We start from the raw sequence: 15,123 nt of genomic DNA on the forward strand, positions 1-15,123 counted from the left end.
GAAACTATGATGAAAGAGATTATTGAAAAACTAGCAAAATTTGAAAATTTATCAGGTGTGGAAATGACGGATGTCATTGAGCGTATCGTAACTGGGCGTGTAACGGAGGCGCAGATTGCTTCTCTCCTCTTAGCTCTTAAGATGAAGGGGGAAACACCTGAAGAACGCACAGCCATTGCCCAAGTCATGAGAGGGCATGCCCAACATATTCCAACTGAAATTCATGATGCCATGGACAACTGTGGTACTGGTGGGGATAAGTCTTTCAGCTTTAACATTTCGACAACTGCAACCTTTGTCTTGGCTGGTGGTGGTGTTCACATGGCAAAACACGGTAACCGCTCGATTTCTTCTAAATCTGGTTCTGCAGATGTCCTAGAGGCCTTGGGCATCAACCTAGACCTCAAACCAGCTGAACTAGGTAAGGTCTTTGATAAAACTGGCATCGTCTTTCTCTTTGCTAAAAATATGCACCCAGCTATGAAATACATCATGCCAGCTCGTTTGGAGTTGGGAATTCCAACGATTATGAACTTGACTGGTCCCCTGATTCACCCAATGGCTTTGGAAACACAGCTTCTTGGTATTAGTCGTCCAGAACTGCTAGAAAGTACAGCTCAGGTTTTGAAAAATATGGGTCGCAAACGTGCTATAGTGGTTGCTGGTCCAGAAGGATTGGACGAAGCTGGTTTGAATGGAACAACCAAGATTGCACTTCTTGAGAATGGCGAAATCAGCTTGTCAAGCTTTATTCCAGAAGATCTAGGGATGGAACGCTACGCTATCGAAGATATTCGTGGAGGCAACGCTCAGGAAAATGCAGAAATTTTGCTTAGCGTTCTTAAAAATGAACCAAGTCCATTCTTGGAAACGACAGTTTTAAATGCTGGTCTTGGTTTCTATGCTAATGGTAAGGTAGATAATATCAAGGACGGAGTTGCCTTGGCTCGTCAAGTGATTGCTAGTGGCAAGGCCCTTGAAAAACTCAGACTGTTACAGGAGTACCAAAAATGAGTCAGGAATTTTTATCTCGAATCTTGGAGCAGAAGGCGCGTGAGGTCGAGCAGATGGAGCTGGAGGAAATCCAGCCTCTGCGCCAGACCTATCGCTTGACTGACTATCTAAAACAACACCAAGACCGTTTACAGGTAATCGCTGAAGTCAAGAAGGCTAGTCCTAGTTTGGGAGATATCAATCTAGATGTGGATATTGTGCAACAGGCCCAGACTTATGAAGCGAATGGCGCAGTGATGATTTCTGTTCTGACAGATGAAGTTTTCTTTAAAGGACATTTGGATTATCTGCGGGAGATTTCCAGTCAGGTACAGATTCCGACGCTTAACAAGGATTTTATTATCGATGAAAAGCAAATCATCCGCGCTCGCAATGCAGGTGCAACAGTCATCCTGCTCATTGTGGCAGCCTTGTCAGAAGAACGTCTCAAGGAACTGTATGACTATGCGACAGAGCTTGGTCTGGAAGTCTTGGTGGAAACTCACAATCTAGTTGAACTAGAGGTAGCTCACCGCCTTGGAGCTCAAATTATCGGTGTCAATAACCGCAACTTGACCACCTTTGAAGTTGACTTGCAGACCAGTGTAGATTTGGCTAAACATTTCAAAGATGATTGCTTGTACATTTCTGAATCTGCTATTTTCACAGGGCAGGATGCGAAACGAGTAGCACCATACTTTAACGGAATTTTGGTAGGGACAGCTCTTATGCAGGCAGAAGATGTGGCCCAGAGAATCAAGGAGTTGCAGATTGACAAAGGTTAAAATTTGCGGATTATCTACTAAAGAAGCGGTAGAAACAGCCGTTTCAGCAGGAGCCGACTACATCGGTTTTGTCTTTGCACCTAGTAAAAGACAGGTGACCTTGGATCAGGCTGCTGAGCTGGCAAAGCTTATTCCTTCAGACGTAAAAAGGGTTGGTGTATTTGTTTCACCAAGTCGGGCAGAATTGCTAGAAGTCATTGACAAAGTTGGCTTGGACTTGGTTCAAGTTCATGGTCAGGTGGCGGATGATTTGTTTGAGGATTTACCTTGTGCCAGCATTCAGGCTGTGCAGGTAGATGGAAATGGGCATGTCCCCAATTCTCAGGCAGATTATCTACTCTTTGATGCCCCTGTGGCTGGGAGTGGCCAGACCTTTGACTGGGGGAAATTGGATACGACAGGAATAGCACAGTCCTTCTTTATCGCAGGTGGGCTTAATGAAGACAATGTAGTAAAAGCAATTCAACACTTTACTCCCTATGCAGTAGATGTATCGAGCGGAGTAGAGACAGATGGACAAAAAGATCATGAAAAGATTAGAAGGTTTATAGAGAGGGTAAAGAATGGCATATCAAGAACCAAATAAAGATGGATTTTACGGAAAATTCGGCGGACGTTTTGTCCCAGAAACATTGATGACAGCAGTTTTGGAGTTGGAGAAGGCCTACCGTGAAAGTCAGGCAGATCCAAGTTTCCAAGAGGAATTAAACCAACTCTTGCGCCAGTATGTGGGGCGTGAAACTCCTCTTTACTACGCAAAAAACTTGACCCAGTATATTGGCGGAGCCAAGATTTATCTTAAACGTGAAGACCTTAACCATACAGGGGCCCACAAGATTAACAATGCCTTGGGACAAGTTCTTCTGGCTAAACGCATGGGTAAAAAGAAAATTATTGCTGAAACAGGTGCTGGTCAGCACGGTGTGGCAACTGCAACTGCTGCAGCCCTCTTTAACATGGAATGTACTATCTACATGGGTGAGGAAGATGTTAAACGTCAAGCCCTCAATGTGTTCCGTATGGAGCTTTTGGGAGCCAAAGTCGAGGCTGTGACAGATGGTTCGCGCGTGCTCAAGGATGCGGTCAATGCAGCTCTTCGTTCATGGGTAGCTAATATTGATGATACCCACTATATCCTTGGTTCTGCCTTGGGGCCTCATCCTTTCCCAGAAATCGTTCGTGACTTCCAAAGTGTCATTGGACGAGAAGCTAAACAACAGTACCGTGACTTGACAGGTCAAGACTTACCAGATGCCCTAGTAGCCTGTGTTGGCGGTGGTTCTAATGCCATCGGTCTCTTCCATCCCTTTGTAGAAGATGAGTCTGTAGCCATGTATGGGGCTGAAGCGGCTGGACTTGGTGTGGATACAGAGCACCATGCAGCTACCTTGACCAAGGGTCGTCCGGGTGTCCTTCACGGTTCCCTCATGGATGTGCTCCAAGATGCCCATGGTCAAATTCTTGAAGCCTTCTCGATCTCAGCAGGTTTGGACTATCCTGGTATCGGTCCAGAGCATTCTCACTACCACGATATCAAACGTGCCAGCTATGTTCCTGTGACAGACGAAGAAGCCTTGGAAGGATTTCAACTCTTGTCTCGTGTGGAAGGGATTATCCCAGCCTTGGAATCTAGCCATGCGATCGCCTTTGCAGTGAAATTGGCCAAAGAACTTGGACCAGAAAAGTCTATGATTGTCTGTCTATCAGGTCGTGGGGACAAGGATGTGGTTCAAGTCAAAGACCGCTTGGAAGCAGATGCAGTAAAGAAGGGAGAAACTTATGCCTAAGACACTAACAGAAAAATTAAACGCTATAAAAGCAGCTGGAAAAGGAATTTTCGTTCCCTATATCATGGCTGGAGACCATGAGAAAGGTTTGGATGGACTCGGAGAAACAATTCACTTTTTAGAAGATTTGGGTGTTTCGGCTATTGAAGTTGGTATTCCCTTTTCAGACCCTGTTGCAGATGGACCTGTTATCGAAGAAGCTGGCTTGCGCAGTTTAGCCCACGGGACCTCTACCCAGGCTTTGGTTGAAACATTGAAAACCATTGAAACAGAGGTTTCACTTGTCATCATGACCTACTTCAACCCCCTCTTTCAGTACGGTGTGGAGAACTTTGTCAAAGATTTGGCAGATACAGCGGTTAAGGGCTTGATCATTCCAGACCTTCCTCATGAGCATGCCAATTTTGTGGAGCCTTATTTGGCAGATACAGACATCGCTTTGATTCCCCTAGTTAGTTTGACAACAGGACTTGAGCGTCAAAAAGAGTTGATTGAAGGAGCAGAAGGATTCGTCTATGCGGTTGCCATCAATGGGGTGACAGGGAAATCAGGCAATTACCGTGCAGACTTGGACAAGCACTTGGCACAACTGCATCAAGTAGCCGATATCCCAGTCTTGACAGGTTTTGGCGTATCTAGTCAAGCCGATGTAGAACGCTTCAATGCGGTATCAGATGGCGTTATCGTCGGTTCAAAAATCGTAAAAGCTCTCCACCAAGGAGAGCCGATTCAGGACTTTATCAGACAAGCAGTAGCTTACCAAAAATAATCACACAAGTAGCAAGTAAGAGGAAAGGCACAAAAGGAAGTCTTTCCTTTTTCTTTTGTAGGAGAAAGGCTAGAATTCCCATCGCAGAAGCAGACTGAATCAAGATCAGTAACTCCGTTACACTAAAGACGAGAGCGCAAGAAGCTAAAAAGAGGAAATCCCCTGCGCCCATGCGAATATTGATAAAATGAGCCACAATTCCAAGGACAAGGAAGAAGACCATGACCAGATTCCAGCCAGATCCGGCCATTAGGATTAGGTGGAAAGTCATCCAGACTAGTAAGGGATATTCCTGATGGCGAAAGTCGTAGATGCCCAAGGTCAAACCAGCGGTGATTAGGACGACTTGCCCCAAGGAAAGCAATTCCCAAGACCAAGCCAGAAAGAGGAGTCCTAAGCCCAATTCAAAAAGGGCATACCAGACAGGATATGTAGCCTTGCAGTAGCGACAGCGAAAGCGATTGAAGACCTGTGAGAGAATCGGAATCAAATCTAAGGGACGCAAGCGAGTCTGACAGGAATCGCAGTGACTAGCAGGTTGGATAATGGATTGCTCTGGAAAACGGTCAATGACCAAACCAAGAAAAGAAGCGAGAATGCTCCCGACAAGAAAAAAATAAAAATCAATCATACTTATCTATTCGTAAAAAATGGGAGAAGTAGTATAATGGAGAAACATAGATAAGATGGTGAGGCAAAGATGATAATTCGTTTTGAAGAAAATGTGAGCACAGAAAATGCTCAGCTCGTATGCCAATGGTCCAACTCCCTGGGGAAAGATTTTCAGGAACAATGGATGGGACCAAAGATTCCTTTTCCACTGACCCTTCAAGTCTTGCAAGAGTTGGAAGGAATCTTTTCAATCTTTGAAGGACAAGAGTTTGTGGGGGTTATCCAGAAAATCAGGCAAGAAGACAGCAATCTTCATATTGGACGCTTTTTTATCAATCCCCAGAAACAGGGACAAGGCTTAGGTAGGCAGGCTTTAAGGAAATTTGTTAGTTTGGTCTTTGAAAATGGAGACATAGGTAGTATTTCTTTAAATGTCCTCGAAGCAAATCAAGCAGCCCAGCACCTTTATCAAAAAGAAGGATTTGAAATCGTTCAAATGGTTGAAGCACCTGTACGAAAATACATCATGAAAAAGGGGAGATAGGCGTTTAATTACAAATATAAAGAAAGCGAACAAAAATATTGCTTAACTTATCCATTGTTGACCAAAAGTAGAAGAGATATACAAAAAAGCCTTGATTCCAAGGCTTTTCCTGTTGTATTTAGATGCCCCCTACATGGATTTGTAAGAACTTTTCATATTGAAAATAAACAAAAATGTTGAAATATAGCTGATTTTAGGGAAATACTTTTAGGTGTTTTCAATGTCAGGATTTAAAAATGGGGCAAAAGTGGGGCAAAAACGAATGACTCGTATTTGGTTTGAAAACCTATAATACCTAATGATTATGCTATTCTAGATATATAGTTTTGTTATAAATAAATGTCAGTGCGAGTTCAAATCGGAGGATAAAATGGAAAAACAAATTAATGAAAAAAAGCCTTGGTTCCCAAAGCTTTTTAATGTTATAAACTCATTAAAATAACTCCCAGTTAGATTTGGAATATTTTTTATTCTGTGTCATATAAAAATAAATAAAATGAATGGCTATAGCTAGAGCTAAAATGGTTGTTATACTCACTACTATTATAGGATTAGAAGCAAAGATTAAAGAGAGAATAAAGGCAGCCAGATAGAGTGTCGCTTGGACACAGTAGTAACTTTTCGAATAGCGAAGATAGTGTTTGTTATAGGGCCCATTTACTAGGACAGCAGCTTGAAAGAGGCCAAATCCGATATAAGAGAAGCTGGTTGCAAAGAGACGATTAGCTTCAGGATTCTGAAGAAAACTCATCGATACAGTCATCATCATAAGTCCAATGAAAATAGGATAGTGACTGTAAATTAGAAATAGTCCCTTTTGATTAGATTTTTCATCAATAGCATGGTCGAATTGACCAAAATAAAACAAGAACAGAGAAATCATAATAATGAGATAAAGAACCGAATAAATCGAGAAATTCTCGATTGTAAAGAAGTTAGCTAGATTCGTAATCATCTCTCCAAACGTAATAATGACAAGAAGGGAGATGCGCTCGATTAAATGGGGGAGATTTACCTGGTAATGCTTATCTTTATTAAGCAAGATACTTGGCATAATAAAGATAAACAGAATACTAGCAAAGAAGATATAGACTCTAACGTAAATAGGAAGAAGAGCTGCTAGATAGACTCCTAAACTTCCTAGACCTGTTATCCATAGAAAATCTTTGATACTTTCCCGTTCAACATCATCGGTTGATTTTCTAAAAAATTCAACCAAATATTGAAAAAATAAGGTAAGGGTTAATGTACCAATAGCCCAACAGAGATAATGAAAATATTGTTGCCAATCAGGTCCAATCATATTGGCTATAAAGAGTAAAAGTCCCATTTTGATAAACATGATTACCATGTTAAATAAAGAGTTCTTTCCATAGCGATTGGTATAATCGGTTTGAATCATCCAGGAATCGATGAGAACCAAAATAGCAATGAAAAAATCAAGGAAAGAATTCCAAGTCAAAATACCGTTATGAAGATGGTCGATTAAAGTAGTTACTTTTGAAATTGCAAAAACAAAAACTAAGTCATAAAAAAGTTCTGAAAATTCTACACGTTTATGTTTAATAAGAGTTGTCATCTTAAGACCTTTCTATTTTAGAAGTACAATTTATTATAACAGAAAATGGTAATGAGAGAAAAGGAGATGCTTAAATAACTTTATGTGGCGCTAATGAACTGCGCCACAAAAGTTAGGTTTTTTCTGTCCAACTTTTGGGGTCAGTACAGAAGGGCCGCTTTTTCTATCGTTTTTAGTGCTAAGACTACACAAAAAAGCCTTGTAAATCAAGGCTTTTTCCTGTTGATTTAGATGCCCCCTACAGGGATTTGGAAAGGACTTTCATATTGAGAGCAATTAAAAATATTGAAATATAAGTGATTTTAGGTATTTTCAATGTCATGATTTAAAAATGGGACAAAAGTGGGGCAAAAACCATACAGATTCTAAACTGTATGGTTCTTTTTTTATCTAACCAAGAAAGGTTAAAACTTATTAAAACACATGCAATCAACTGTTGAAAACTTTTTAGTCCGTGTAATATAAAAACAAGTAAAAAGTTGAACTATAGGGAATATTGTGTCATAATAGGTAATAGATGAATAATTAATAGATTGGAAATAATGCTTTCTTACCTTAACAAGTTGAATTGGTTATACATTTTTTCGTCGCAATTGTGTCTATCTCTCGAGTTTAGCTAGTTTTTATAAGCTCTGGTTTCTAATCAATATAACAAATTTTAGAAGTGCATAAGACAAGATGGTGACATTACTACAGTCATTTCTAGTCACCATATGTTGCTGGCACAGGCTGTTTGTAGTGTTGGCTATTTACTAGTCAGTTTAATCGGAGTGTTTAATTTTTATTGTTGAAAGGTTTTTATATGGCGAAAATTCTATCTTTAGGTCTGACAGGTAAGAAATTACTTGCTCAGGGGTTCTTGTTTGTTCTGCTAGGTCTCATCTTGATGGTCACGGGGACTTGGTTGCCAGTAAAGGTTATTCGACTGGTTCTGTTTTTAGCTTGGATAGCAACGGTCTTAGATTTAGTATTACGTATTTTCAAAAAAAGTCAGTCAACGGACACCTTGGGAGTTGCACTGGTTAAATTGTTAGTGCTGGGATATTTGCTTGGCTCCAATCTTGCGACGGATGTGCCGATTTATATTTTGGCTCTTGTGATTGGAGTTTATCAGATTTTTCATGCTAGTATTAACCTTGTCACCTATGTTCTCTACCGCAAAAACAAAATTCGACCTCGTTTTCGTCTCTTACTAGATGGACTCGTACTAGTTTTTCTTGGTGGGACTAGTCTTTTGTCCTCTACAGGAAATTCTGTCTTTCAACTCTTTGTTTTAGGGGCTTATTTTTTCCTTTATGGTCTGTCCAATATCCGTGATGGTTTCTTGTTTGAGGAGGAAATTGGGAAAAACCATCTCAAACGTCGTGTAAGAATGAGCTTACCTATTGTCCTAGCCGCTCTCATCCCTGCAAGAACTTTAGCAAAAGTTAACAAATTTATGCTGGAAAATGCTGATGAGGAAGAAGATATCCATCTTGGAATAGTGAAGTCTGGTAAGACAGCGGAGCTTGAAATTTTTGTTCATACAGCTGAGACCTCTCTGTTTTCGGCAATTGGTCATGTGGATATCTGCTATCAAGGCCGTGTTATTTCTTATGGCAACTATGATCCGTCTTCTGAGACCTTATTTGGCATGGTAGGAGATGGTGTCTTATATTTCTGTGATCGTGACAAGTACATTGACCTATGTAAACGTGAGAGTCAAAAAACGCTTTTTGGTTATGGGATAGATTTGACGCCTGAAATGGAAAAAGCAGTTCAGAAAAAGTTGGCTGAATTGAAACAACTGACGATTCCATGGGAGCCAAGTGCAGATAAAATCATGACAGGGGATGGTAAGGAAGACTACACCTACGCTTATAAAATCAGACATGAGACAGATGGGGAACTTTATAAATTTATCAAATCTAAGTTTAAATCCTACTTTGTCTTATCTACAAACTGTGTGCTCTTGGCTGATACCATAGTCGGTCAGGCTGGCACCGATATCCTCTCACCCAAAGGATTTATCGCTCCAGGAACTTACCAAGCCTACCTTAATCGAGAGTTTGAAAAACCAAATAGTATAGTCGTATCTAAACATGTTTATTAAGGAGAATTTATGAACTTAGTAAAAAAATACACCCCGTTAATACTTTTTATAGGGCTGGTTGCTCTTGTAATTCTGAATGCATCGAGCTTTATATCAGGAGCAATCTCTCTCTTTGATGTAATATCAACCTTGATTTATGGTGCTGTTATTGCTTTTGTGCTTAATGTTCCTATGAAAAAAATTGAACAGTACTTAGTTAAATTGAAGGTAAAGGCAGAGTTGCGTCGTCCGATTGCCATGGTACTTGTTTTCCTAGCTCTTATCTTAATCGTGATTGCTCTTTTGGTTTTGGTGCTGCCAACCCTAGCTCAGACTATTAGTCAGCTGGGAACAGTCCTTTCAACAGTCCTTACTCAACTTGGGAAATTTCTAGGCAGCTCGGAATTTGTAACCAAAGACATGTTGTCAACTATCGTATCAGGCATACAGGGACAATCTAGTTCTATTAGCCAAGCTTTGATAGGTTTTTTATCAGGTCTGACTAGTAATATCGGCAATATTTTTTCAAGTTTGATGAATGCCTTTTTGATTATAGTCTTCACCTTTTTATTTTTATCCAGTAAGGAACATTTGGCAGCGATGACGAGTCGACTTCTAAAAGTTTTTCTTCCAGAGAAGGTGGTGATAAAGTTGACTTACATTGGACAAGTAGCACTAGAGACTTATGACCAATTTTTGATGAGTCAGCTGATTGAAGCAGTTATCATAGGAGTTATGATAGCGGTTGGTTACAGCATGTTTGGGATACCCTATGGAGTAATGACAGGTATCTTTGCAGGAGTGCTATCGTTCATTCCTTATGTAGGGCCTATGATTGCTTGTGTTGTGGGAGCGATTTTTATCTTCACAGTGAGTCCTACTCAAGCCTTACTTTCTCTTCTTCTATATCAAGTTATACAGCTGATTGAAGGAAACCTTATTTATCCTAGAGTTGTAGGTCAGTCTATTGGTTTGCCAGCTATTTTCACGCTTGCGGCTGCTAGTATTGGAGGCAATCTCTTTGGCTTACTTGGGATGATATTCTTTACACCGATATTTGCTGTTATCTATCGATTGGTTAAGGAATTTGTCGTTGCAAAGGAAAATCAGCTAGATTAAGAAAAACTAAATTTAATAAGATATACTGAGAAGAGAGTGAGAGATTCTCTTCTCTTTTATTTTTAAATACTTTTCTACAAAAAGCTATTGGACGTCAAAAAAGTCTTGGTTTCAAGGCTTATTCCTGTTGATTTAGATGCCCCCTGCAGGGCTCGAACCTGCGCCCCATAGATTAAGAGTCTACTGCTCTACCAACTGAGCTAAGGAGGCAACAGAAAAAGCTGAGAATGTAACTTCCCAGCTATTTTAATATGCCCAAAATGGCAACTAGATTATTTACGAAAGGCCTCAATAATGTAGGTGAAGCCAGTAACTAAAAATGAAAAGGCAATGACATAAACGACAAAGACACCTGTAGCCACTGGATTGAACAGAATCACTAGACCTAGTAAAAATACAAGCAAGGCTACCCACATGATATGGTTGCCAATAATAGGGAAAATCAATCCCAGACGATTGCCTTTAAAGAAAACTATAATGGCTTCTACAATTAACCAAATTCCTAAAATAGTTGGAATGACGACCGGCAGGGTCACAAAGCCATAAGCAACGAGGTAAAGAGCTAAGAGAAGACTAACAAACCCTTGGAAAAGATAAACAGGTGAGCGAAGCTCTTTTGGTGCAGAGAAATAGCCTAAAAGAGCTGCTATAGAAGAAACCAGTAAATCAAATGCAATCCACCAGCTGTAAGCAACAAGATTAGCTACTGGGTGTGTAAATAGGAAAAGTCCTAAAAGGACAAAAACAACTCCTGCAAGGAATAGCAGTAAACGATTAGAAAATTTCATTTCAATACCCCCTATATAGTATAGTATAGTTTGATAATAAAAATATTATACACCTTTTTAGAGGAAATATCAATAAACAAAATGGAAAATTTGGAAGTTTCAGTCTGATTTATGAAAAGAAAATCAGTTTTTATTATTTTGAAAATAAAAAGAGAAGATAAAATTTGTCTTCTCTACATGAAAATATTGTATGGCATCAAAGCAAAAGTAACTGGCTTTACACTATTTGTAAAGATGTAATTTGATTCAAAAAGAAAAGATAGATTTAAAATGTGGGACAAATGATGGGGTAAATCAGTTATAGACAAGCAAAAAAAGCCTTGATTTACAGGGCTTTTTCCTGTTGTATTTAGATGCCCCCTACAGGGATCGAACCTGTGACCCACGGATTAAGAGTCCGCTGCTCTGCCAGCTGAGCTAAGGAGGCAAAGAAAAAAGCTGTATTGGTGCCGAAACTTCACGGTTTGTATTGAACCCGCGCAATTAAGCAGGTGGGCAACTCGCTCTAACTGAAGCTGTTTCCGTGTGAGACGGCCTACATGCTGTTAGAAGACTTTTGTTTCCCTAATAATACAAAAAATAGTCGGTCAACACTTAAGTGTGAAGTCGTACACCACAGCGTTTCTATGTTTATATGATACCACTTTTTCAAAAAAAATCAAGAGGAAAGCTCAATTTTTTGAAAAGGATTTCAGATTTTTCGCAAACGGTCGATAGCTTCCTTTCTTTGAGCCAAAGCCCGTTCATATTTACCAGTATCTTCTGCTTGGAAATAGTGATGATTGCGAATTTTTTCTGGCAGATAGTCTTGTTTAATCCAATTTCCAGGATAGTTGTGTGGATAGAGATAGTCTTGGGCATTCCCCAGTTCCTTGCTTCCACTGTAATGACCATCACGCAGATGTCGTGGAATAGGCAAGTGCCCTGATGTTTTGAGGTCGGCAAGTGCCTTATCCATAGCTACATAGGCTGAGTTGGATTTTGGAGAAAGGGCCAAATCAATCACGACATTAGCAATGAGAATGCGGGCTTCTGGGAAGCCGATCTTTTGGGCAGCTTCCAGAGCAGTTACGGTATGAATCTGGGCTTCAGGATTGGCCAAACCGATATCTTCATAGGCGATAACAGTCAAGCGACGAGCGAGACTAGGCAAATCACCAGCCTCAATCAAGCGTGCTGCGTAGTGGAGACTGGCATCTACATCCGAACCTCGTATGGACTTTTGCAGGGCTGAGAGTACGTCGTAATGTCCATCCCCATCCTTGTCCATGGTAATGTAGCTCCGCTGCAGGCTATTTTCCATGATGTCTAGAGTGATATGGCGTATGCCCTCGTCATTCTCAGGGGTAGAGAGAACTGCCAAATCCAGTGAGTTAAAGGCGGAGCGCAGGTCTCCGTTTGTAGAGGTTGCGATGAAATCCAGCGCATCTTCATCTAGTTCTACTGGAAAATCAAAACCACGCTCAGGATTACTTAGAGCTATCTGCAAGGCCTCTTTGACGTCTTGGTTAGACAGAGGTTCCAACTCAAAAATTTGAACACGGCTACGAATGGCAGGAGTGACAGAGAAGAAAGGATTTTCAGTTGTAGCTCCAATCATGATGACCAGACCACTTTCTAAGAGTGGCAAAAGAAAGTCTTGCTTGGTTTTGTCAAGACGATGGATTTCGTCTAGTAATAGGACGAGACCACCAGAGAATTTAGCCTCTTCCGCAATTTCTTGCAGTCGTTTTTTACTATCTACTGTCGCATTGAAAGTTCGAAAGGCATACTTAGTAGTCCCTGCGATGGCAGAGGCAATACTGGTCTTGCCGATTCCCGGAGGGCCATAGAGAATCATGGAGGACAGGCGGTTGGCTTCTACCATGCGGCGGATGATTTTTCCTTGTCCGACCAGATGTTCCTGACCGATGACCTGGTCGATGGTTTTAGGGCGCATGCGAAGCGCGAGATTGTCTGGCATAGCAGTCCTTTCTAACGTGGATTTTCTGATGTATATGTGGTAAGATGGTAGTATCTATTTTAGCATATTTCCGAGCAATCGGGGCGATTAAAGAGTCGCATAGAAAGAGGACAAAATGGCAACATACGGATTTTTAGATGTTTTAGAGGAAGAGTTGGAGAAGAATTTTCCTTTTGACTTTGAGATTAGTTGGGATAAGCGCAACCACGCGGTTGAAGTGAGTTTTTTGTTAGAAGCGCAAAATGCTGCAGGCGTGGAGATGGTGGATGAAGACGGAGAGGTTTCATCAGAAGATATCCTCTTTGAAGAAGCAGTGCTTTTTTACAATCCTGCTAAATCAACAGTCAATGAGGAAGACTATTTGACTGTCATCCCTTACTTGCCTAAAAAAGGATTTTCCCGCGAATTCTTAGCTTATTTTGCGCTATTCCTCAAAGATACTGCCGAGGTTGGACTAGATGCCCTCATGGACTTTTTGGAAGACCCAGAAGCAGAAGAATTCGTCATGGAATGGAACCAAGAAGTCTTTGAAGAAGGAAAAGTCGGCTTGGAAGAGGGAGAGTTTTATCCTTATCCGAGATACTAGGAGTTTGACATGGAACTAGAAATTTCTGATTTCACAGGCTGTAAGATTGCTTTGTTTTGTGGGGATAAGCTCCTGACTATCTTACGCGATGATAAGACAAGCATTCCCTGGCCCAACATGTGGGAACTTCCAGGCGGTGGACGTGAAGGTGATGAAAGTCCTTTTGAGTGCGTGGCGCGTGAAGTTTATGAAGAACTGGGAATTCATCTGACTGAGGATTATCTGCTTTGGAGTAAGGTTTATCCAAGTATGCTTTTTGCGGATAAACAATCTGTATTTCTAGTCGGTCAGTTAAGTCAGGATCAGTTTGACAGTATCACCTTTGGAGATGAAGGACAGGGCTATCAGCTGATGAATGTCGAGGAATTTCTTAGCTCCAGTCAAGTTGTACCTCAGTTGCAAGAGAGATTAAAAGATTATTTAAAAGTAAGTGATTAGAAAGGATGGTTCAGTTAAATTTCTAAACTGAACCCGCCCTAAACACTGTGCCAAAAAGATAAACTTCTTTTAGACACAAGCGTCTTCAGAGAAGTTCCTATTTTGGTTTTGTGTTTTACGGGCTTGGTATCTTAAATATGGAAACATGGCAAGAGTTAAAAGTTACAGTTAAGCGTGAGGGGGAGGAGTTAGTTTCCAATCTCTTGATTGAGCTGGGAGCGCAAGGTGTTGCGATCGAAGATAGTATGGACTATGTGGGAAATGTTGACCGCTTCGGCGAGATTTTCCCAGAGGTTGAGCAGCAAGAAGAAATCGTTGTGACAGCCTATTACCCTGAAACGGTGGATGTGGAAGAGGTTGAGGCGAACTTGCAGGCTCGCATATCAGAATTGAAAGATTTTATGGATTTGGGAGAGGTCAAAATGGGGACGACTGCCTTGGCTGAGGAAGACTGGGCAGACAACTGGAAGAAATACTATGAGCCAGCTCGAATTACTCATGACTTGACTATCGTGCCGTCTTGGACAGACTATGAGGCGACTGCTGGGGAAAAGATTATCAAGCTGGATCCTGGTATGGCCTTCGGGACAGGAACCCACCCAACTACTAAGATGAGCCTTTTTGCTTTGGAGCAGGTTCTCCGTGGTGGAGAAACGGTAATCGATGTGGGAACTGGATCAGGTGTCCTTTCTATCGCTAGCTCACTACTAGGTGCCAAGGAAATCTTCGCCTATGATCTGGATGATGTAGCAGTTCGAGTCGCTCAAGAAAATATTGAGCTAAACCCTGGTATGGAAAACATCCATGTAGCAGCAGGAGACTTGCTTAAGGGAGTTGAGATTGAGGCAGATGTGATTGTGGCTAATATCTTGGCGGATATCCTCGTTCATCTGACGGATGATGCTTATCGCTTGGTCAAGGATGAAGGCTACCTCATCATGAGTGGAATTATTAAGGACAAGTGGGACATGGTGCGCGAGTCGGCTGAGTCAGCTGGATTTTTCCTTGAAACCCACATGGTTCAAGGGGAATGGAATGCCTGTGTCTTTAAGAAAACCAAGGATATTTCAGGTGTGATTGGAGGCTAGC

General features: G+C 41.1%; 15 protein-coding genes and 2 tRNA genes. 11 read left to right on the forward strand and 6 right to left on the reverse strand.

Annotated elements, in window-relative coordinates:
• Positions 1-9: 9 nt before the first annotated feature.
• The 5 genes from trpD to trpA are packed head-to-tail and all read left to right on the forward strand — an operon-like array spanning position 10 to position 4,334.
• On the forward strand, positions 10-1,014 hold the full coding sequence (trpD, locus tag HT717_RS04460) for an anthranilate phosphoribosyltransferase (RefSeq protein ID WP_173304487.1): 1,005 nt from the start codon (positions 10-12) through the stop codon (positions 1,012-1,014).
• Positions 1,011-1,778: an indole-3-glycerol phosphate synthase TrpC gene (trpC, locus tag HT717_RS04465; protein ID WP_173304489.1), complete on the forward strand. Its 768-nt coding sequence runs from the start codon at positions 1,011-1,013 to the stop codon at positions 1,776-1,778. The genes trpD and trpC overlap by 4 nt, the downstream gene beginning before the upstream one ends.
• Positions 1,765-2,364: a phosphoribosylanthranilate isomerase gene (locus HT717_RS04470; RefSeq protein WP_173304491.1), complete on the forward strand. Its 600-nt coding sequence runs from the start codon at positions 1,765-1,767 to the stop codon at positions 2,362-2,364. The genes trpC and HT717_RS04470 overlap by 14 nt, the downstream gene beginning before the upstream one ends.
• The gene (gene trpB, locus HT717_RS04475; protein ID WP_173304493.1) at positions 2,342-3,565 is read left to right on the forward strand and encodes a tryptophan synthase subunit beta; all 1,224 of its coding nucleotides are present in this window, start codon (positions 2,342-2,344) and stop codon (positions 3,563-3,565) included. Before HT717_RS04470 ends, trpB begins: the two co-directional genes overlap by 23 nt.
• Positions 3,558-4,334, forward strand: coding sequence for a tryptophan synthase subunit alpha (gene trpA / locus HT717_RS04480; RefSeq protein WP_049516379.1), 777 nt, complete (start codon positions 3,558-3,560; stop codon positions 4,332-4,334). Before trpB ends, trpA begins: the two co-directional genes overlap by 8 nt.
• On the opposite strand, the gene HT717_RS04485 is transcribed toward trpA, so the two are convergent.
• Positions 4,306-4,965 (reverse strand): A24 family peptidase, encoded by a 660-nt coding sequence (locus HT717_RS04485; RefSeq protein WP_024057881.1) that lies wholly within the window; start codon positions 4,963-4,965, stop codon positions 4,306-4,308. The two genes, trpA and HT717_RS04485, sit on opposite strands and share 29 nt — an antisense overlap.
• Positions 4,966-5,034: 69 nt before the next feature.
• Here HT717_RS04485 and HT717_RS04490 point away from each other — a divergent pair, with 69 nt between their 5' ends.
• The gene (locus tag HT717_RS04490) at positions 5,035-5,490 is read left to right on the forward strand and encodes a GNAT family N-acetyltransferase (protein WP_084927220.1); all 456 of its coding nucleotides are present in this window, start codon (positions 5,035-5,037) and stop codon (positions 5,488-5,490) included.
• 433 nt (positions 5,491-5,923) lie between these two features.
• On the opposite strand, the gene HT717_RS04495 is transcribed toward HT717_RS04490, so the two are convergent.
• The gene (locus HT717_RS04495; RefSeq protein WP_173304495.1) at positions 5,924-7,069 is read right to left on the reverse strand and encodes a low temperature requirement protein A; all 1,146 of its coding nucleotides are present in this window, start codon (positions 7,067-7,069) and stop codon (positions 5,924-5,926) included.
• An 802-nt stretch (positions 7,070-7,871) separates the two neighbouring features.
• Here HT717_RS04495 and HT717_RS04500 point away from each other — a divergent pair.
• Positions 7,872-9,161 (forward strand): DUF308 domain-containing protein, encoded by a 1,290-nt coding sequence (locus HT717_RS04500; RefSeq protein ID WP_173304497.1) that lies wholly within the window; start codon positions 7,872-7,874, stop codon positions 9,159-9,161.
• 9 nt (positions 9,162-9,170) lie between these two features.
• Entirely contained in the window at positions 9,171-10,259 is a 1,089-nt protein-coding gene (locus tag HT717_RS04505; RefSeq protein ID WP_173304499.1) for an AI-2E family transporter, read from the forward strand.
• 137 nt (positions 10,260-10,396) lie between these two features.
• Here the strand turns inward: HT717_RS04505 and HT717_RS04510 are convergent.
• The 4 genes from HT717_RS04510 to HT717_RS04525 form a co-directional block, all read right to left on the reverse strand.
• Positions 10,397-10,469: transfer RNA gene (locus HT717_RS04510), tRNA-Lys, on the reverse strand.
• 62 nt (positions 10,470-10,531) lie between these two features.
• Positions 10,532-11,047, reverse strand: coding sequence for a DUF308 domain-containing protein (locus tag HT717_RS04515; RefSeq protein WP_000672738.1), 516 nt, complete (start codon positions 11,045-11,047; stop codon positions 10,532-10,534).
• 354 nt (positions 11,048-11,401) lie between these two features.
• Positions 11,402-11,474: transfer RNA gene (locus tag HT717_RS04520), tRNA-Lys, on the reverse strand.
• Between the two features lie 264 nt (positions 11,475-11,738).
• The gene (locus HT717_RS04525; protein WP_173304501.1) at positions 11,739-13,010 is read right to left on the reverse strand and encodes a replication-associated recombination protein A; all 1,272 of its coding nucleotides are present in this window, start codon (positions 13,008-13,010) and stop codon (positions 11,739-11,741) included.
• 115 nt (positions 13,011-13,125) lie between these two features.
• On the opposite strand from HT717_RS04525, the gene HT717_RS04530 reads away from it, so the two are divergent.
• From HT717_RS04530 to prmA, 3 genes are all read left to right on the forward strand, one after another.
• Positions 13,126-13,596, forward strand: a complete 471-nt coding sequence (locus HT717_RS04530; protein WP_000257127.1) for a DUF3013 family protein — start codon at positions 13,126-13,128, stop codon at positions 13,594-13,596.
• A 9-nt stretch (positions 13,597-13,605) separates the two neighbouring features.
• Positions 13,606-14,034, forward strand: coding sequence for an NUDIX hydrolase (locus tag HT717_RS04535; RefSeq protein ID WP_173304503.1), 429 nt, complete (start codon positions 13,606-13,608; stop codon positions 14,032-14,034).
• Positions 14,035-14,171: 137 nt separating this feature from the next.
• Positions 14,172-15,122, forward strand: coding sequence for a 50S ribosomal protein L11 methyltransferase (gene prmA / locus HT717_RS04540; RefSeq protein WP_173304505.1), 951 nt, complete (start codon positions 14,172-14,174; stop codon positions 15,120-15,122).
• Position 15,123 lies beyond the last annotated feature (1 nt).

The sequence above is a fragment of the Streptococcus sp. 959 genome (assembly GCF_013277075.1).
Classification (GTDB): Bacteria; Bacillota; Bacilli; order Lactobacillales; family Streptococcaceae; genus Streptococcus; species Streptococcus pseudopneumoniae_C.